The 18,955-nt window shown below is 62.3% G+C and carries 16 protein-coding genes and 2 pseudogenes; 9 read left to right on the forward strand and 9 right to left on the reverse strand.

Features of this window, described 5'->3' with window-relative positions:
• Positions 1–541: 541 nt before the first annotated feature.
• Positions 542–1,114: pseudogene (locus DEIPR_RS14645) on the forward strand (M12 family metallopeptidase); the annotation flags it as partial.
• Here the strand turns inward: DEIPR_RS14645 and DEIPR_RS14205 are convergent.
• Positions 1,106–1,696 (reverse strand): winged helix-turn-helix domain-containing protein, encoded by a 591-nt coding sequence (locus tag DEIPR_RS14205; RefSeq protein ID WP_245532759.1) that lies wholly within the window; start codon positions 1,694–1,696, stop codon positions 1,106–1,108. The pseudogene DEIPR_RS14645 and the gene DEIPR_RS14205 sit on opposite strands and share 9 nt — an antisense overlap.
• A 325-nt stretch (positions 1,697–2,021) precedes the next feature.
• Here DEIPR_RS14205 and DEIPR_RS10955 point away from each other — a divergent pair, with 325 nt between their 5' ends.
• The 3 genes and pseudogenes from DEIPR_RS10955 (at position 2,022) to DEIPR_RS10970 (ending at position 4,615) form a co-directional block, all read left to right on the forward strand.
• Complete coding sequence (locus DEIPR_RS10955; RefSeq protein WP_013623024.1) at positions 2,022–3,008, forward strand: SPFH domain-containing protein; 987 nt, start codon at positions 2,022–2,024, stop codon at positions 3,006–3,008.
• A gap of 225 nt (positions 3,009–3,233) precedes the next feature.
• Positions 3,234–3,539, forward strand: a pseudogene (locus tag DEIPR_RS10965) (IS4 family transposase); the annotation flags it as partial.
• Between the two features lie 32 nt (positions 3,540–3,571).
• Positions 3,572–4,615: an IS630 family transposase gene (locus DEIPR_RS10970; protein WP_013623026.1), complete on the forward strand. Its 1,044-nt coding sequence runs from the start codon at positions 3,572–3,574 to the stop codon at positions 4,613–4,615.
• Positions 4,616–5,027: 412 nt separating this feature from the next.
• On the opposite strand, the gene DEIPR_RS10975 is transcribed toward DEIPR_RS10970, so the two are convergent.
• The 4 genes from DEIPR_RS10975 to DEIPR_RS10995 form a co-directional block, all read right to left on the reverse strand.
• Complete coding sequence (locus DEIPR_RS10975) at positions 5,028–6,128, reverse strand: IS4 family transposase (protein WP_425358582.1); 1,101 nt, start codon at positions 6,126–6,128, stop codon at positions 5,028–5,030.
• 176 nt (positions 6,129–6,304) lie between these two features.
• Positions 6,305–7,093, reverse strand: coding sequence for an IS5 family transposase (locus tag DEIPR_RS10985; protein WP_013623029.1), 789 nt, complete (start codon positions 7,091–7,093; stop codon positions 6,305–6,307).
• 93 nt (positions 7,094–7,186) lie between these two features.
• Positions 7,187–7,540 (reverse strand): DMT family transporter, encoded by a 354-nt coding sequence (locus tag DEIPR_RS10990; RefSeq protein ID WP_013623030.1) that lies wholly within the window; start codon positions 7,538–7,540, stop codon positions 7,187–7,189.
• Positions 7,537–7,854: a DMT family transporter gene (locus tag DEIPR_RS10995; protein WP_013623031.1), complete on the reverse strand. Its 318-nt coding sequence runs from the start codon at positions 7,852–7,854 to the stop codon at positions 7,537–7,539. The genes DEIPR_RS10990 and DEIPR_RS10995 overlap by 4 nt, the downstream gene beginning before the upstream one ends.
• Before the next feature lie 99 nt (positions 7,855–7,953).
• Here DEIPR_RS10995 and DEIPR_RS11000 point away from each other — a divergent pair, with 99 nt between their 5' ends.
• Positions 7,954–8,541, forward strand: a complete 588-nt coding sequence (locus DEIPR_RS11000; RefSeq protein WP_013623032.1) for a TetR/AcrR family transcriptional regulator — start codon at positions 7,954–7,956, stop codon at positions 8,539–8,541.
• A gap of 108 nt (positions 8,542–8,649) precedes the next feature.
• On the forward strand, positions 8,650–8,883 hold the full coding sequence (locus DEIPR_RS11005; protein WP_013623033.1) for a hypothetical protein: 234 nt from the start codon (positions 8,650–8,652) through the stop codon (positions 8,881–8,883).
• 69 nt (positions 8,884–8,952) lie between these two features.
• Here DEIPR_RS11005 and DEIPR_RS11010 read toward each other — a convergent pair whose 3' ends face one another.
• A complete protein-coding gene (locus DEIPR_RS11010) occupies positions 8,953–10,455 on the reverse strand; it encodes a Mur ligase family protein (RefSeq protein WP_049775289.1) in 1,503 nt (500 codons plus the stop codon).
• Between the two features lie 186 nt (positions 10,456–10,641).
• Here DEIPR_RS11010 and DEIPR_RS11015 point away from each other — a divergent pair, with 186 nt between their 5' ends.
• A complete protein-coding gene (locus DEIPR_RS11015) occupies positions 10,642–10,965 on the forward strand; it encodes a GNAT family N-acetyltransferase (RefSeq protein ID WP_013623035.1) in 324 nt (107 codons plus the stop codon).
• A gap of 112 nt (positions 10,966–11,077) precedes the next feature.
• Here DEIPR_RS11015 and DEIPR_RS11020 read toward each other — a convergent pair whose 3' ends face one another.
• Entirely contained in the window at positions 11,078–13,471 is a 2,394-nt protein-coding gene (locus DEIPR_RS11020; protein ID WP_013623036.1) for a penicillin acylase family protein, read from the reverse strand.
• Between the two features lie 122 nt (positions 13,472–13,593).
• Positions 13,594–14,085, reverse strand: a complete 492-nt coding sequence (locus DEIPR_RS11025; RefSeq protein WP_013623037.1) for a hypothetical protein — start codon at positions 14,083–14,085, stop codon at positions 13,594–13,596.
• A gap of 201 nt (positions 14,086–14,286) precedes the next feature.
• On the opposite strand from DEIPR_RS11025, the gene nudC reads away from it, so the two are divergent.
• Positions 14,287–15,120 carry an NAD(+) diphosphatase gene (gene nudC, locus DEIPR_RS11030; RefSeq protein ID WP_013623038.1) on the forward strand — a complete coding sequence of 278 codons (834 nt, stop codon included), beginning with the start codon at positions 14,287–14,289 and terminating at the stop codon, positions 15,118–15,120.
• A 156-nt stretch (positions 15,121–15,276) separates the two neighbouring features.
• Here the strand turns inward: nudC and DEIPR_RS11035 are convergent, their stop codons facing one another.
• Entirely contained in the window at positions 15,277–16,065 is a 789-nt protein-coding gene (locus DEIPR_RS11035; protein ID WP_013623039.1) for an IS5 family transposase, read from the reverse strand.
• Between the two features lie 160 nt (positions 16,066–16,225).
• Between DEIPR_RS11035 and DEIPR_RS11040 the strand changes: the two genes are divergently transcribed.
• Complete coding sequence (locus DEIPR_RS11040) at positions 16,226–18,685, forward strand: EAL domain-containing protein (RefSeq protein ID WP_013623040.1); 2,460 nt, start codon at positions 16,226–16,228, stop codon at positions 18,683–18,685.
• Positions 18,686–18,955 lie beyond the last annotated feature (270 nt).

An 18,955-nucleotide genomic window follows, 5' to 3' on the forward strand; every position in this document is an offset into this window, starting at 1 on the left:
AAAATCTGTTCAGATGTTTGGAAACACTTTTTCTCTGTCTGAAACGGCGTAGTGTTTGGCCGCTGCGGCATGTGAGAAACTTCACGCTTCTCAGTCCTGCGGCGTTCACAATGGCCGCATGTTCAACACAATCAGGGGGAAGGGGAGGTGGGCCTCTGCGCTCGCCATAGGTTTCTTGCTGGCCGGCTGCGGTCAGGGCACAGGGCCGCAGGTTCCGGACACACAGGCGCCGGGCGGCGCGGTGCTGCATACCGCGCCGGAGCGTCCCGCCACGGACCCGTCGGCCAAGGACGGGCCGGGACCGGCCGCCGGCAGCCAGGCTCAGGCCTACGAGCTGGATCTGCGCGCCACACCGCTGGACCGGTTGAGTGCCGAGCAGCGCCGCCGCCTGGCCGAGGAACCGCAGGTGCGGGTTACTCTCAGCGACGGGACCGTGCTGACCTACCGCAACGCCAGCGGCATGGTGCTGCTGGACGGCGATATGGCCGTCAGTTCCTCCGCGCAGGCCGCCGAGTACCTGCGCCGGGTAGACGCCGCCGGGATGAGCGCCCAGGGCCTGTCGCGCTTTGCGCCTGGCAAGGCCAACTGGCCCGGCAACACGGTGCCCTACTTCTGGAAAGCCGGCACGTTCACCGCTGACCAGGAGCGCGTGCTCCAGGCCGCTGTGGCTCGCTGGAACGAGCAGGCGGGCACGGCCGTGAAGTGGGTCTGGGACACTTCCGCAGCCAACGCCGTGCTGTTTATTCGCGGTGACAGCGGCTCGTGCGGTTGGTCGTCGGTGGGCAGCGTGGGTGGACAGCAGCAGCTGGCCATCAACTGCTTCAACAGCCGCACCGTGATTCACGAGATGGGCCACGCTGCCGGCCAGTGGCACGAGCACCAGCGCTGTGACCGCGATAAGTACGTGGCGATTCCCAGCCAGTACCAGGGGGACAGCGGAAACTTCGGGCGCAACTGCAACATCTACAGCTACGGCCCCTACGACTACGACTCGGTGATGAACTACGGCAGCCCCTATGTCTCGGCGCTCAGCCAGCCGGGCGGGCCTTACGCGGGCGACCCCCGCAATCTGGGCCGCACGGCCGACCTGAGTGCCGGCGACATCTCAGCGCTGCGCACCACCTACCTGGGCAGCGATTCGGGCACGCCGGCCCCGCCTGCGCCGGCGCCTACGCCCGTCCGTGAATACACCGGCACCCTCAGCCCTCTTTTTTTCCAACGCCTCCTTCTGGAGACGGACCCAAGCTGCAATATCCTCTTCGTTACGCTCTACGGCCCGCAACGCGGGCCGCTGATACGAGAATCCCCAACGTCTGAGCTTCCTGGAAAGATGGGCACGGTCGATCCAGACCCCATACTTCAGACCGATCACTTGACGGACCTTGGGGACAGTCCAGCCACTGGTCTCGAAGCCATGCAGTCGGGGATCGCTCTCAAGAATGTCCTGAATTTCCTTCTGCTGGTCAGGGGTGAGGAACTCCGGGCGGCCAGTGGCACGGGAAGCGCGGAGCGCTTCCTCACCACCGTGGCGTATACGGGCACGCCAGGCACGAATAGTCACCTCAGCCACACCGAAATGTCGGGCCAGATCTCGAGTGGACCAGTCGGGATCATTCAGGAGGGGCTGAGCAGCCAGACGGCGCTCTTCCTGTTGAGTGCGGGAGAGACGAGCGGGTCGCCAAGCAGAAAGCGTCACACCTTATGTTACCAACTTAAGCACAAATCAATAAGCGGCCCCAGCACGGCGGATTTCGACCTGTATCTGCAGCGCTGGAACGGCAGCAGCTGGGTCTACGTAGCGTCCAGCGAGGGACCGGGCAGCACCGAAACCGTCCGTTACGAGGTTCGCCAGCAGTCCACGCTGCGCTGGGTCGTTTACGCCTACAGCGGCGGCGGCAGCTACCGCCTGACCGAAACCCGCTGACGGGAAGCGCGAATCTTCCGGCCGGGGTGCCCAGGGGAAGGGGGCGCCCCGGCCGTTTTGTGCAGCGCCCGCCGGTTCTTCCCGCTACAGTGAGGGCATGACCCAGCCCAGCTCACCGCCGCCCGGCCGTCATGAGCCGGCTCCCCATTTGCCCGAACACTCCGAGCTGCCGGTCAGCGCCCAGCACCGGGCTTCGCAGGAGCGCCCGGCGTTTGCGGTCAACGGCTTTGCCGCCTTTGCCCTGCTGCTGCTGGCGGCGGCGGCCCTGCTGTTCGTGGGCTGGCAGCTGCTGGGCACCCTGCTCAGCAGTGCCGTGGCGACTTTCGGCCTGGTGCCGGCGCTGGTGCTGCTGTTTCCGCTGGCCGGTCTGCTGCTGCGCGGGTTTTTCGTGGTGGCTCCCAACCAGGCAGTGGTGCTGACCCTGTTCGGGCGCTATATCGGCACGGTACGCCAGAACGGGTATTTCTGGGCCAATCCGCTGGCAGGCCGGCAGGACATCAGCCTGCGGATTCGCAACTTCCAGAGCCAGCTGGTCAAGGTGAACGACGCCGCCGGCAATCCGGTCGAAATCGCCGCTGTCATCGTGTGGCGCGTGGTGGATACGGCGCGGGCGTCCTTTGACGTGGAGAACTACAACTCTTTTGTGGACGTGCAGGCCGAAACGGCGCTGCGGCACCTGGGCACGGCGTTCGCCTACGAGGCTTACGGCCTGGACGACCAGGGCCAGCCGGTGGTCAGCCTGCGCGGCCGCCCCGACGAGGTGGCCCACTACCTGCGCGAGGACCTGCAGGCCCGGCTGTCACTGGCCGGAGTCGAAGTGCTGGACGCCCGGATCAGCCACCTGGCCTACGCGCCGGAAATCGCCTCCGCCATGCTGCAGCGCCAGCAGGCCGAGGCGGTGCTGCAAGCCCGGCAGGTCATCGTGGAAGGGGCGGTGGGCATGGTCCAGATGGCCATTGAGCGCCTGGAACGCGACGGCGTGGTGGAACTGAACTCCGAGAGCCGCGCCGAGCTGGTCAACAACCTCCTGGTGGTGCTCACCTCCGAGCGTGGCGCTCAGCCCACCCTGAATTCTGGACGTTAGGGGGCTGTCTCAAGCAGGGGGAAGTGATATCTGGCAGGGGGATTGCCCTGCCTATACGGGCCGTCTCTAGAGGTCGAGTTGTACGCTAAGCGAAGTTCGGTGACCCAGAAGGCGTTTTGGCTATTGACTGCGATGAATGATGTTCATGACGCTCAGTACCTGACAGGTTGAAGGAAACGTTGTCTGGATCGCAGAAAAATATGAAGCAGGGCGGTTTATGGAGGTGTGAAACCGAACCAAGCCGCCCTGACGAATGTTGACACATTCGTGACCTACCTGAAAGAGCGTCTCCCACACCACCGCGTTGATCGTCTGCGCTGCGTTGCAGAAGTCCTGTTCGGCATTTTGCAGGCGGAATCTACCCTCCACCGCAAAATCGCGCTCCATATTGACCGTGCTGCGACGACACCGTCCATCACGCGTATGGTGGCTCGTGTGCTACATGGTGCAGGCCTGACCCAGCAGGACATCTTGGATGTCCTGCTTCCACTGCTGCCTGAGGGAAAACTGACCCTGATCATGGACCGCACTATTGATTTGTGCTTAAGTTGGTAACATAAGGTGTGACGCTTTCTGCTTGGCGACCCGCTCGTCTCTCCCGCACTCAACAGGAAGAGCGCCGTCTGGCTGCTCAGCCCCTCCTGAATGATCCCGACTGGTCCACTCGAGATCTGGCCCGACATTTCGGTGTGGCTGAGGTGACTATTCGTGCCTGGCGTGCCCGTATACGCCACGGTGGTGAGGAAGCGCTCCGCGCTTCCCGTGCCACTGGCCGCCCGGAGTTCCTCACCCCTGACCAGCAGAAGGAAATTCAGGACATTCTTGAGAGCGATCCCCGACTGCATGGCTTCGAGACCAGTGGCTGGACTGTCCCCAAGGTCCGTCAAGTGATCGGTCTGAAGTATGGGGTCTGGATCGACCGTGCCCATCTTTCCAGGAAGCTCAGACGTTGGGGATTCTCGTATCAGCGGCCCGCGTTGCGGGCCGTAGAGCGTAACGAAGAGGATATTGCAGCTTGGGTCCGTCTCCACAAGGAGGCGTTGGAAAAAAAGAGGGCTGAGGGGGCGACGATCATTTTTCTGGACGAGAGTGGGTTCAGTCTGAAGACGACAAGGGTTCGCGCGTGGGGACGACGAGGCGAGACACCGATTATCCCGACAAAACTGCGTTGGGCACATCTTTCTGTGATTGGAGCCATCACCACAGGCGGACAGTTTTTGCAGCACACCTGTCAGGGTGCAGTACGGTCCCCACAAGTCGTGAAGTTCCTGGATCATGTCCTGCGTCATGTCGCCGGAGAGGTGGTAGTCATCCTTGACCGGGCCATGATTCACCGGTCGAAAGCAGTGCAGGCGTTCGTGCAGCTGCACGAACGCCTAACCCTGATCTATCTCCCACCCTATGCGCCAGAATTGAATCCCATCGAACTGATCTGGGCAGATCTCAAACGGAATGTCGTAGGTAACTTCTGTGCGCTAACGACAGAAATGCTGACGAAGCGGTTGAAAGTGGGATGGCAGCGCATCCGGCGCAAATCTTTGCCACTAGCCTTTATCCGAGGCACACCCTTTACGTGCTTCGCTAGCAACTTAAGCACGGATCAGTAACTGGAAACACGGCCAGCCTCACCTCAACCTGCTGGTGGCGTGGTGCGCCGATATCAATAAAGCAATTTTATTGATAATTTGTCATAAAACTAAGCTCAAACACGAATATATATAATATAGCTGTTGCAATTATCGATAATATAGAAAAAATTACGCGGAGCAATTTAACGACTGGGGAGGGATTCAAGGTGAATAAATAATATGTAATAAAATATATTAACGCTGGAAGAAATAGGAAGAACAGCAAGAAGTATATTAGAGTAGCCATTAGTTACCTTGGAGATCACTTAATGTTGGAAATATTCAATGCACACAGCGTATACTCGTGATCAAAGTCTATCTTAAGTAGCTGCCGGGTGTAGACTATATTATCAGACGCCTTGACCCTGCTCTTACTCCAGAAGACGCCGCCTCAGTACCTGACAGGTTGCCTTTCATCCCCTCCTGGCGCGGGAAATGGAGTCCTCAAGAGGTCCAGGAAGAGCCTGAATTTCTCCCCGCCCCACCGCAACGCACGGCTCAGCTCCTCATACCCGTACCTCGCCCTGCTGACCGCAGGGCGACCATGTTTTTTGACGCCAATGGGTTGCTGTTCAGTTCGCCATTCCCCCACGCGCAGCATCCAGGTCAAGGCCAGGGTCAGCAGACCGAACAGGTTTCCTACCCGCTCCGGGTTAGTCATGTGGGTTTGCTCCAGATTCAAGCCTCTGGATTTCATGGCTGAGAAGGTGGTTTCGATGGCCCAGCGCTGCCTATAGATGGTGAGCGTGTCCCAGACGGATAAGTCTGAAGCGATGATGACCCGCTCTCCCTCTGGGGAGAGCGGCGCGACCATGCGCATCCAGCCGCCCTGAACCCAGACCTTCTCAAACAGGGGACGAGTTTGACCCGGCTCCAGTGACGCGAAACAGTCACGAGCATATTCACCGTCTACCACGGTATTGGCCCGAATACGAATGCATCTTTTGATCCCGCTGCGCCGCAAAAACGTGAACCACTCCTGACCGAGAAACTCCCTATCAGCAATCAGCACCGTCCACCTACGTGCGGGTAAGCGTCCCAGCAGCTGACCGACCAGCATCATACGTGCCCTGGATTCACTGTTCCCGCCGTGCTTCAGTTCTTTCCAGGCCAGTGGAAGAGTAACGTTGCCCAGCACCACGCCGATGACCAGCAGGTTGAGGTGAGACTGACCGTGCTTCCAGTTGGTGCGGTCCATGATCAGGGTCAGTTTTCCCTCAGGTAGCAGTGGAAGCAGGACATCCAAGATGTCCTGCTGGGTCAGGCCTGCACCATGTAGCACACGAGCCACCATACGCGTGATGGACGGTGTCGTCGCAGCACGGTCAATATGGAGCGCGATTTTGCGGTGGAGGGTAGATTCCGCCTGCAAAATGCCGAACAGGACTTCTGCAACGCAGCGCAGACGATCAACGCGGTGGTGTGGGAGACGCTCTTTCAGGTAGGTCACGAATGTGTCAACATTCGTCAGGGCGGCTTGGTTCGGTTTCACACCTCCATAAGCCGCCCTGCTTCATATTTTTCTGCGATCCAGACAACGTTTCCTTCAACCTGTCAGGTACTGAGTTCATGACGGTGCGTCCGCTGAGATGTCATTCGCTGGCAATCGCTCGGTAGGATTTTCTCTCTGCTCGCAGCATTAGAGCGTGTCAGCAACCCCATCCAAATCTAGGCAACCAATTTCTGTAGAGACAGAATAGCGAAGGCCAGCCAGTGAAAGCCAAGCAAGGTAGAAGGCAACTGCTCCAAATCACGTCCTAAGCGGCGGAAACGGGCGGCCCAAGCAAAATTTCGTTCTACGATCCAGCGCTTGGGAAGCAGGACAAATCCCGATGCTCCAGCTGGTCGTTTCACAACGACCAGCTCAATATCCAGCAGTGCAGCGTCAATCTCTGCCTGTTCCCCGGTGTAGCCACCATCTGCCAGCACGACATCAACACAGTCACCAGTGACAGTCTGAATCTGGTGACATAGATCGTAGACCTGTTCGCGGTCTTGTTCATCTGCGGAGGTGACCAGCAGAGCAATGACATGGCCCAGAGTGTCCACCGCCGCATGCACCTTGCTGCCATTCCGCTTTTTCGCGCCGTCATAGCCTGATCGGTGACCACTTTCAGGTGTACTTTGCAGGGTTCGACTGTCAATGATGGCGACGGACGGGACGTTGTCCCGTCCAACTGCTGCACGGTCCATCATCCTCAAGTCATGGACCAGATTCTCGAAGCAGCCGTGCTCGAACCAGCGCAGCGCTTGCTGGTGAACAATTTTATAGGGTGGGAAGTCGTGTGGGAGATATTCCCAGGGACTTCCCGTCCGGGCAATCCAGAAGAGGCTATTGAGGACTTCTCTGATGGGATAGATCCGCTGCGCCGCATCTTCGGGCCTCAGTAGAAAGTAGGGCAGGATGAACAAGTAGGTTTCATCGTCAAGGTCGCTGCGATAGGCTCGGCGTGTCATCTCAGCTCAGTTTGCCTTATGCCGCAGATTCGCTAGGAGCAGAACATCGGTCACTAAGTTCAATCGGGTTGCTGACACGCTCTAGTAACCCCTCTAGCCCCGCGACTCCTGCGGCGCTGGACCGGCTGGAGCGCTTGAGCTGCTCAGCTTCAGCCCGACCAGCGCGGCCAGCAGTCCTGCCAGCAGGCCCAGGCGCAGCGGAGTCAGTGTCTCCCCGAACAGCACGCTGCCCAGCAGCATGGCCCCCACCGCCCCAATACCTGTCCAGATGGCGTAGGCCAGTCCCAGCGGGATGGTGCGGATGGCCCGCGCCAGGCACTCGAAGCTGAGGACCGCCAGCACCAGAAAAGCCAGGCGGTAGCTGCCTTGCGTCTGGCTGAGTTTCAGCGCCGTCGCCATGCCGATTTCGAACAGCCCGGCCAGCCCCAGCCACAGCCAGCCGTTCATGCGCCGCCTCCGGTCAGGCGCAGCGCTCCAATCAGGGCCACCACCAGCGCCAGCAGGCCCAGCTGCACCCGGCTGAGCTGCTCTCCGAAAAAGGCGGCACCCACCAGCACGGTGCCTACCGCGCCGATGCCGGTCCAAACGGTGTAGGCGGTACCCAGCGGAATGGTCTGCATCGCCCGTTCCAGAAAGCTGAAGCTGGCAAAGGCGCACAGCAGAAACAGCCAGATGTAACGCTTGTCTTTTTGTTCCAACTTGAGGGCGGTGGTAAAGCCCACCTCGAACAGGCCAGCCATCAGCAAATAGGTCCATCCCATAGGGTTCTGCCTCCTTCTTCGCACGAGCGTGCGGTTTCCTCTCGTCTATTTATAGCACGTATGTGCTAAAACCTGTCAGGCTGTGGTAGAACCTAGACTGTGCCCAAGCAGGTAGACCACGACCAGCGCCGCGCCGAACTGGCCCAGGCCGTGTGGCGTCTGATTCGCCGTTCCGGATTGGAAGGGGTGACCATCCGCGCCCTGGCCGAGGAAAGTGGCTGGTCCAGCGGGGCGGTGCGCCACTACCTGCCCAGCCGCGCTGCTGTGCTGGCCTTTGCAGCCGAGCAGGTGAGTGCTCAGGCTGAGGCGCAGCTGCGCCAGTTGCCGCTGCATAGCACGCCCCGGCAGAACCTGCTGAACTTTCTGGAGGCCACGTTGCCCCTCAGCGCCGAAAGCCGCGAGTGGCTGGAAGTGTGGCTGGCATTCGTGGGCGCGTCGGTGGGGGACCCGCAACTGGCCGGCGTGCAGGGCCTGACCTACCGCGACCTGAACGCGGCCCTGGGCGAGATATTGACGCAGCTTCAGGCGCACGGCTGGACCCTTGCCGGCCCGCCGCAGGAGGCCGCTCTGGACCTGCAGGCAGCTCTGGACGGTCTGAGCGTTCACCTGCTGCTCGGTGTCATCACGCCGGAGCAGGCGCGGGCGGCTTTGGAGCGGACGATAGACCGCCTGCTGACGGCTCCCTGAAGTCGGCGCCCCCGCAGTCTGGCCGCCGGTGCACTCAAGGTTGCTCCGCTGGTGGGCCGCGCTGCCAGGGGGTTTGCGCTACTGGGGCCGGGGCGGCATCATACCGCTATGGGCGAACTCCAGACCCTGGACCTGATCATCGCGCTGGTGGCCGTCTTCGACGTGGTGACGGGACACTTTCTCGGCCAGCGTCAGCTGCGGATGGCCGAGCAGATGCCCGAGCCGCAGGACCGCGAGCTGATGCGCCAGCGGGCCCAGCGTAGCCGCGTCATGTTGATGTATGTCTCGCCGCTGCTGCTGCTTGCGGTCTACCTGCTGTGGCTGCGGCCTGCCGCTGTGTGACATGGGGTGCCGCTTGGAGCCCCGCAACTCAAGCCGCCGCGGAAGATGAAGCTTGGCGCAGGGCGTGCCCTATCCCTGCTCCGCCTCCTGCGGCCGGTACACCTCGCCGCGCAGGGCAGCTGCAGCGGCGGCAGCGTCGTTCCAGCGGTAGACGGTGCGGCCCCGCTGCAGAAAGTGCTCGCCGCCTTTGTTGGCAATCAGCACTGTGTCGTCTGGGCCGGCGTGCGTGACCGCGTAGGCGATGGCCTGCGCCCGGTCCCCGATGCACTGCCAGTTGTCCTGCCCGGCCGCCGCCGACATCGCCTCCAGAATCTGCTCTAGCGGGGTCTCGCGGTGGTCGGCCTCGGTCAGAATTACCTGGTCGGCCCAGGCACTGGCCACCGCTGCCATCGGCCCCCATTTGGAAGTATCGCGCCCGCCAGCAGCGCTGCCCACCACGGCCCACAGCTGCCCGCCGGTCAGGGGGCGCAGCGCCCGCAGCGTGTTTTCCAGGCTGAGCGGCGTATGGGCCGAGTCGGAGACGACACGGGGCTGCCCTGGCCTGCTTGGGACCGTCTCCATCCGTCCCGGCGGCCCCCCGAACTCGCGGAGGCCGGCTTGCAACTCCGCCGCGCTGACCCCGAAGTGGTGTGCGGCCGCCATCGCAGCCAGGGCATTGCCCATCTGGAAAGCTCCGGCCAGCGGCAGGGTGGCCCGGAAGCGCCCCGCTGGGCCGTCTACCGCGAACGACGCCCGGCCCCCCGCCTCACCGCGCAGGTCGGAGGCGCGCCAGTCGGCCCCTGCCTGCGCCGCCGAGTAGGTCAGTTCCTGCGGGGCCACGCCGCGTAAATGCCGTGTCCAGGGGTCGTCCAGGTTCAGCACGGCCAGCGGGGCCCGCTCGATCAGCCGGCGCTTGGCGGCAAAATAATCTTCCAGCGTGCCGTGGAAGTCCAGGTGCTCCTGGCTCAGGTGGGTCCAGATGGCGGCGTCCCACGCCACGCCGCGCACCCGCTCCAGCGTCAGCGCGTGGCTGCTGGTCTCAATCACAGCGGCCTGGGCGCGGGCGTCCACCATCTCCCGCAGCAGGCCCTGGAGCTGCGGCGCTTCCGGGGTGGTGAAGTGGGCCGGATACGCCCGTAACTGCCCGTCCGGCAGCTGATAGCCGGCGCTGCTCAGCAGGCCGGTGGACTGCCCGCCGGCCCGCAGCAGCGCAGCAGTCAGCCAGGAGGTGGTGGTTTTGCCGTCGGTGCCGGTCACGCCTACTACCTTCAGCTCGCGGCTGGGGTGCCCGCTTAGCAGCGCGGCAGCGTCGGCCAGGGCAGCGCGGGCGTCCGGCACCTGCAAGTAGGGCAGGGGAGAGTGCTGGCCGGCTGGCAGTCCTTCGCCCAGCGCGGCCACGGCTCCGCGCTCCGCCGCCTCCTGCAAAAAGGCGTGGCCGTCGTGCCGCTCGCCCCGGATGGCTGCGAACAGCGCCCCTGGCGTCACCCAGTCGGCGCGGTGCGTCACGGCGCTGACTTCGGCCGCAGCCCACCCCGTCTCCACAGATGGCCCGGAGCGCAGCGACAGGTGAGAGGCCAGGTCGGAAAGGAGCATGACCGGCATCATAGCGGGCCTGCCGCCGCAGAATGGCGTCTGGAAGCCAGAGTTCGGCCCGCTTGCTGGCCTGCTGGGTTGTTGGCCTGTCGGGCCTCCGGGCCGGCTCCCTGTGACCTGCGACAGTGAACCCTCCTTTAGCCGCAGCTCCTGCATGGCCTGGCCGCGCCCGCTAGGGTGGGCCTCATGCAACTGGACATCCGCCACAACGAAACCGAGCAGCGCTACGAAGCGTACCAGGACGGCCAACTGGTGGGCCATCTGGCCTATGAAGACCTGGGCAACGCCGCTCTGCTGACCCATACCGAAATTGACCCCCAGAGCGGCGGCAAGGGCTACGGCAGCCAGCTGGTCGCAGGCGCCCTGGAAGGCCTACGTCAGCAGGGCAAGTCGGTGGTGCCCCAGTGCCCTTTCGTTGCCAGCTTTATCCAAAAGCACCCCGAGTACCTGGAGTTGGTTCACCCCAATCAGCGCGGGCAGCTGAGTATGGAAGAGCGCGAAAGCCGCTGAATAACCGCTGAGTGCCCCGGCACAGTGCCTTTGGGCTGCCCGGCCATCTCCAGCCGGGCAGCCCTTTTGTCATGGGGGGTTCAGGGAGCCGGTTGTTCAGGGAACTGGCTATTCAGGGGGCCGGCTGTTCGGAGACCGGTTTCAGATGCAGCACCCGCGTGCGGCCCCAGTCGGCAGGGTCGGTGCTCATGGGGAGGTACTCGCCAGCCGCCCAGCCCCGCAGCTGGTCGCGGGCGTGAGGTGAAAATGGGTTGCCGCTTTGACCCAGCGACCCGGTAAAGCGGCTGGCGTCCGGGTCGCTCAGGTCAATCAGTTGCCGGTAGCTGGCGGCGTGGGTGAAATGGAGCGTGCCGTCCTCACGGTCGGGGCGGGCCACGTTGACGGTATCGCTGCCGCCGGGCGCCGGAATCAGCGCATTGAAGAGGGGCGCCAGGGCCTGGATTTCCCCGAAGGCTCCGTGCGTGCTCAGGGCCTGGTGGACCTCGCCGTAGGGCCGCCGGGCCGCTTGCTGCACCGCCGCTTCTAGCGTCCGGGCCAGCAGGCCGGTGCAGCTGCTGCCCACTGTCTGGCTGGCTGTCGGGCCGCACAGGGCACCGCCTGCGGCCAACGCCACCGCTACCCCACGGGTGCTGGGTTCCTGACCGAAGGTCTGCCGCCCCTGCGCTTTCAGCTCGGCCAGCCACCACTCGAACACGGTGGCCGAGGCAGAGTCGGTGCCGAGCTCGCCGTCCCAGCCGCTCAGCCGGTCCAGCGCGGCGGCCGCCTCCCGGCTCAGGCCTGCCCTGGGCGTACTCAGCAGCGCCGCTTTCATTTCCCGCCACGGCCCACTGAGGGTGTCGTTCTGGACGGCCGCCATGTCGTCCAGGGTGAGGCCCCCCTTGCCCTGCAGCCGCTCGGTGATGCGCGCCGCCCGGTAGGGGTCGGCCCAGTCCCGGTCGTTGGTCAGAGGCCAGGGGTACTCCTGGGGCACCGAGCGGTTGTTGGCCGTGACCACCAGGCCGTCGGCGGGGTTGAAGGTCTGGGGCAGCTGCCCGAACGGAACCCAGCCGGTCCAGCGGTGCTGGGCGTCCGCCGGTGCCGGCAGGCTGCCGTCCCAGCCCCGGCGCACCGGCACCCGCCCCGGTGCGATGTAGCCGGTGTTGCCGTCCACGTCGGCATAGACGAAGCTCTGACTGGGGGCCACATAGTGCCGCATGGCCGAGCGGAACTCATCCCAGTTCTGCGCGAAGTTGACCCCCAGAAAAGCGTCCAGGGTGGTGTCGCCGTTCATCAGGGTGGGCCAGCTCAGCGCCAGCCGCGTGCTTTTCGCCAGTTCCTCACCCTGCAGCCCGCCCCCCACCGGGCTGACCACCGGGCCGTACTCGCTCTGCTCCAGCGTCAGCTGCACGTCCTCGCCGCCCCTGACCCGGATGATTTCCTGGCGGGTTTGCACCGGGGCGTCCGGCGGCAGCACGAACAGGTCCTGCACGTCCGGGTTGTGGTTGGTCACGCCCCAGGCCACCCGCTCGTTGCGCCCGATGACCACGGCCGGCAGCCCCGGAATGGTCGCCCCGATGGCATGCAGCCGCTCACCCTGCACCTCGGCCAGATACCACAGCATCGGGCTTTGCAGCTTGAGATGGGGGTCGTCTGCCAGCAGAGGCTTGCCGCTGGCGGTGTGCTGGCCCGACACCACCCAGTTGTTGCTGCTCCGGCTGGCCTCGAACTCCATTCCCAGCCTCTGCGCGGCGGCCAACTGCCGGCGTAGCTCTCCGAGGTGGGCGCCAGTCAGGTCGGCCGGGCAGGCTGCAGTGGGGTATGCAGCGGGGTGCTTGCCTGGTCCCGCCGGGGCTGTGGCAGGCAGTTCGTCCACACTCAGAATGGTCGGCCCGCTTGCCGGATAGGGTGGAGTGACCCCGGTGAGCGACTGCACGCCGCCAGCGCGGCACAGTTCCCAGTTGCTCAGCTCCTGTTTCCAGTTGCCGCCCAGGTCGAACGACATCAGCTTGCTCCAGGCCACCGAGTCCACATCGGTCCAGGGTTCGGGGCGGTATCCCAGAATCATGAACTCGGGCGCCGTTTTGCACAGGGCAAATCCAGCGTTGACCCCGGCGGTATAGGCAGCAATCAGCTGCCGGCTCTGCGGGCTGAGAGCTTCCAGTGCGGACTCGGCAGCCCGCTGAAAGCCCCAGGTCCGCAGGAAACGGTCCTGTTCCAGCGCCGCTGGCCCCAGCACCTCCGCCAGCCGCCCCTGAGCGATACGCCGCTGAAAGTTCAGCTGCCAGGCCCGGTCCTGCGCATGCACCAGTCCCAGCGCGTATATGGCGTCCTCGTCGTGGCTGGCCCGAATATGGGGGATACCGTACCTGTCACGCGTGATCGTGGTTTCAGCGTTCAGGCCCGTCACCTTCAGCGTGCCGCTCAGCTGCGGCAGCGTCTGGGAGCGCACATAAAGCACACCGGTCAGCAGCGCCAGCAAAAGGACCAGCAGCAGCCCCAGGGCCGCTCTCAGCAGAGTTGTGAGCATGGGCCAGTCTAGCTTGAAGGGCCAGTCCAGCCGAAGGAGCAGTCCAGCTGAAGGGGCAGGGCAAGCAGATGACAGTGGGGACTAGCCGGCACCTGCGCCTGACCGGTCCCCACTGCGGCAGCTTACTGCTGGGTTTCTGTGCCCGAAGCCGTTTCCGTTTCGGTCGCGGCTGCGCTGGCTTCGCTACCGGTGTCCTCGGTCGCAGCGCTGCTGGTCATGGCGCTGCTGGCCATGTCCTCTCCACCGGCGGCCTCGCCTACGGCGGCACCACTGGCCGGGTCGGCTTCCAGGCCGGCGGCCGAACCCGTGGTGCTGGGCGTTCCGGTGGGACTGTTGCTTCCTTCGGTCACGCTGGCCCCGGAGGCGGCCCCCTCTGAGGCGGAGCTGGCCGCGCCGCTCGCATCGCTGCCGCTGTCGGTGCTGCTGGGCTGGTCACTGCCCTGGGTGCTTTGGCTTTGCTGGCCGGCGCCGACTTCGCCCTCGACCGGGTTGGTGATGGGCATCTGACCGGCGCCCTCGCCGGTAGATGGCTGGGTGCGGACCTGGGTCACGGCCAGGAACAGCAGGGTCAGGACGGTGACGAGGGCGGCGGCAATGGCTTCGGGGTATTTCACAGTGGTTCCTCCGTAGATGGGATAAGACTGGCGCGAGGCCGGCTTGGTCCGTTTATCCGACTATAGTGCCAATATTTGTCCTGCTTTCCTGCTTGTCCCGAAATTCAGAAGCGCCAAAGACAGAAAGTACGGGCAATATATAATAAGCGAATTACAAACTAGAGTAACCTTCTAGGCCCGCCACCACTCCTATACTCAGCCATGCTTCCCTTCTCCCGACCAGACACCTTCCAGGCCGGCCCCGGTCCGCTCACGCCTGAGCACCGGCTACTGCTGTTCTCACCCGACGGCCGCACCGTGCAGGCTCCCGGCCCTGACGGCTGGCCCAGGCTGGACGAGGTGCCCACCGAGACCTTGCATGAGCCGGCTGTCAGCCTCGGCTGCTGGCAGGGCCAGAGCTACGCCGCCGCCCGCAGCAGGACCGACCTGGCAGCTGGCCTCTCGCTACGGCAGCTGATTACGACCCACGAAGTGGAAGCGGGCCTGGCTGGATACGCCGCGCAGGTGCTGGACTTTCACAGCACCCACCGCTTTTGCGGACGCTGCGCCACTTCCACAGATGCTCTCGGGCACGAGCTGGCCCGCCGCTGCCCGGCCTGCGGCCTCACGGTCTATCCACGGGTGGCCCCGGCCGTGATGGTGCTGATCTGGCGGCGCCAGGGGGCCGGACGCGAATTTCTGCTGGCCCGTGGTCCCCGCCACGCTCCCGGCCTGTTTTCGGTGGTGGCCGGCTTCACCGAGCCGAGTGAAACCCTGGAAGCCTGCTGCCACCGCGAGGTACTGGAAGAACTGGGCGTGACCATCCGCAGCCCGGAGTACGTGATGTCCCAGCCCTGGCCGCTGCCACATTCGCTGATGGTGGCCTTCAGCGCGGAGTATGTAGGCGGTGAGATCGTGCCCCAGCCTGGGGAGATTGAAGAAGCCCGCTGGTTCAGTGCCCAGGACCTGCCGCAGATCCCGGCACCGTACAGCTGTGCCTACCACCTGATCCACCAAGGAGTTGCCGAAAGCGTCACTCTAAGGCCGGGCCTCTGATGGGAGGGGTACGGCGGCACTGCTTTTCGGCGTAAGAATCAGATCGTCGAAGGCAGCCGGCAGGTTGATGAGACTGGCTGTGGGGAACCTGGCACCTACACCAGAGGTGAACACTAAGAAAAATGATATAGAGCGTGTCAGCAACCCCATCCAAATCTAGGCAACCAATTTCTGTAGAGACAGAATAGCGAAGGCCAGCCAGTGAAAGCCAAGCAAGGTAGAAGGCAACCGCTCCAAATCACGTCCTAAGCGGCGGAAACGGGCGGCCCAAGCAAAATTTCGTTCTACGATCCAGCGCTTGGGAAGCAGGACAAATCCCGATGCTCCAGCTGGTCGTTTCACAACGACCAGCTCAATATCCAGCAGTGCAGCGTCAATCTCTGCCTGTTCCCCGGTGTAGCCACCATCTGCCAGCACGACATCAACACAGTCACCAGTGACAGTCTGAATCTGGTGACATAGATCGTAGACCTGTTCGCGGTCTTGTTCATCTGCGGAGGTGACCAGCAGAGCAATGACATGGCCCAGAGTGTCCACCGCCGCATGCACCTTGCTGCCATTCCGCTTTTTCGCGCCGTCATAGCCTGATCGGTGACCACTTTCAGGTGTACTTTGCAGGGTTCGACTGTCAATGATGGCGACGGACGGGACGTTGTCCCGTCCAACTGCTGCACGGTCCATCATCCTCAAGTCATGGACCAGATTCTCGAAGCAGCCGTGCTCGAACCAGCGCAGCGCTTGCTGGTGAACAATTTTATAGGGTGGGAAGTCGTGTGGGAGATATTCCCAGGGACTTCCCGTCCGGGCAATCCAGAAGAGGCTATTGAGGACTTCTCTGATGGGATAGATCCGCTGCGCCGCATCTTCGGGCCTCAGTAGAAAGTAGGGCAGGATGAACAAGTAGGTTTCATCGTCAAGGTCGCTGCGATAGGCTCGGCGTGTCATCTCAGTTCAGTTTGCCTTATGCCCCAGATTCGCCAGGAGCAGAATATCGGTCGCTAAGTCCAATCGGGTTGCTGATACGCTCTTAGAAAAATGATATAGGTCTGTGCTCGACATTAATAAAGTAATTCTGTGAGTATCTTCCCTTTATCTTCGTCTTACTATGTCAGGCATTGATTCCGCGAGCGGTTCACCGCTTTCCGGAGAGACCAGGTATTTACAGGAGTTGCTGCAACGCACGGAGCTACTCCTGGTTTCTGATGTCCAGCAGGCTGAAACGCTGCTGCGGGAGAGCCTGGCTTTGGCGCAGCGCTTGGGCGATAAAGCACGGGAAGCGCAGGCCACGATGCTTCTGGGAGCAGCCTCCGCGTTCCGCTCAGAATTCCACACCGCCCGTGAATTGTTGCACCGGGCTGAAGCGTTGGCCCAGGAACTGGGCGAGGGGCCGCTGGCGGCGCGCATTGCCAACAACCTGGGGGTATGCGACGTAGCGACGGGTAACTATGGGCAGGGCATGGAGTGGTACCAAAGAAGCCTGCGCATCGCTAGAGAAGCCAATGACGACGTCGGACGGGCGCGCGCGCTGAACAATATCGGGCTCATCTATCTAGATTTGGCGGACTATCAGCTGGCGCTGGAGACCTATCAGGAGACGATGGCCATCTCTTCTGGTCAGGACGAGGCCATGAGGATCATTCATTCCGCTGCCACCGTGAATATCGTGCGGCTACACGAGCACCTCGGCGAATTCAACCAGGGGCTCCAACTGGCGCTGGACACCTTACCGCGCATGCAACAGCTCGGATATCTCCACCAAGCCATGATTCTTCAGATCTGGATGCTGCCCTGTCTGATTGGCCTTGGAAGAGCTGTGCAAGCAGCCCAGCAAGCGGAGGAATTGCTGCCAGCAATTCGACAGATGCATGATCCGGAGCACAGTATCTACACGCACATCTTCTACGGAAAATCACTGATGCAGCTAGGCCGGGGAGCTGAGGCACAGTTACAGTTTGAGCTGGCGGTTGAGCAGGGACGAGAGCACAACGTCATGCCGCTACAGTACAAGGCACTGTCTTGCTTGAGTGAACTTTACGCCGCTCAGAAGCAGTGGCAGCTGGCCTATACCACGGCGGTCGCTTGCCAGGGACTAACACACACCTTACAAGATCAGACGATCAAGCGTAAAGCTCAAGTACTGGGTGTTCAGCTGCAGCTGGAGTTCCTCAGGCGTGAAGAGGAAGCAGAACAAAGCCGCATCAGTGCCCTAACGCATGTCAATAAGCAGCTACAAACCGCACAGCATACCCTGGCTTACCGGGCCACCCATGATGCCCTGACCGGACTGGCCAACCGCGCTTACTTTCAAGCAGAGGTAGAGCGTGAACTTGAGGCGGGCCATAGTTTCGGGCTGCTCTTTATAGACTTGGACCGCTTCAAGCAGGTAAACGACACTCTAGGGCACGACACGGGCGACCAACTCCTCAAAGCCGTCGCGCGCCAGCTCAAACAGGTTCTGCGGCCCAACGACCTGGTGGCCCGCATGGGTGGGGATGAATTCACTGTCATTCTGCGTAATCTCCATACATCCTACGATGCTGAAGTCATGGCCCATAAGGTCCTGAACCGCCTGGCCGAACCATTTCATGTGGCGGAGAACACACTTTATGTTACCGCTTCTATCGGCATGGCCGTCGCTCCGCAGGACGGCGAGGACGTAAGTACGCTGCAGAGGCACGCTGATATCGCCATGTACCGTGCCAAGCGTGAAGGCAAAAACAGCGTGAGGGCTTTTCAACCGCTGATGGGCATAGAAGCGGCCGAACGCGTAAGCACGGAGCGTGATCTGCGCCTGGCCCTCACCCAGCGGCATCTGGTGCTGCACTATCAGAGTCAGTTTGATGCCCAGAGCGGCAGGCTCACCGGATTTGAGGCGTTGGTGCGCTGGCAGCACCCTACTCACGGCCTACTTTACCCAGGCAAGTTTATCGAGATTGCTGAGGACAGCGGCTTGATCGTGCCCATGGGGGAATGGGTGCTGAACGAAGCATGCCGCCAGGCAGCCGTCTGGGGCGCCAACGGTCAGGGGTTCACCGTCAGTGTCAACGTCAGTGCATTGCAGTTCATGGACCCTGTTTTTCTGCTTAAGGTACAAGCAGCTCTGGACAGCTCCGGCCTGAAACCGGAATGCCTGATTTTAGAACTTACCGAAAGTGTGCTGCTGGAGAACCGGGAAAGAGCGCTGAAGCAGCTCACCCACCTCAGAGACATAGGGGTGCGGCTGGCCCTGGATGATTTCGGCACCGGTTACAGCAGCCTGGGGCTCCTGCAACACTTACAGGGAGATATCCTTAAAATAGACTCTTCTTTTGTCAGAGGTGGGCAAATAGACGTGGCTGGACCTGGCCGTGCATTGATAGAATTTCTGATCTCTCTGGCACATAGCTTGGGTATGTGCGTGATCGCCGAAGGCGTAGAGACGGAAGAACAGTATCAGGCCCTACGGAGCCTCGACTGCGACCGCATTCAGGGATTCTTACTAGGACGCCCTGAACCTGCGGAACTGATTGAGAAGCGATTGAATATGGTAGAGCCCAGGACGCACGAGGAAATTCTAGAAACCTGATGCTGGCAGGCTGCTGAGTCGTGGGTGGGCTCTGCCTGGGGAACGTCAACTCCGCCCCTCTACAGACCAAGGAGTTACGTTACCGGGAAGCTCGGCCCGCAGGCACCTCACTGCCAGCCACGTTCCTAGTCCCTTTCCCCGCTGTTCTGGCTGTCAGGGCTGACTTATACGGTGCAGGCCTGAAGGGTACTGCGTTCGCCCGCGCAGACCATCACTCTCGGCGTGATGCTGTTGGGTTTTATCCCTGGCACCGCTACCGGGACTGAATTT

This window comes from Deinococcus proteolyticus MRP, from assembly GCF_000190555.1.
In the GTDB taxonomy this organism is placed as follows: Bacteria; Deinococcota; Deinococci; order Deinococcales; family Deinococcaceae; genus Deinococcus; species Deinococcus proteolyticus.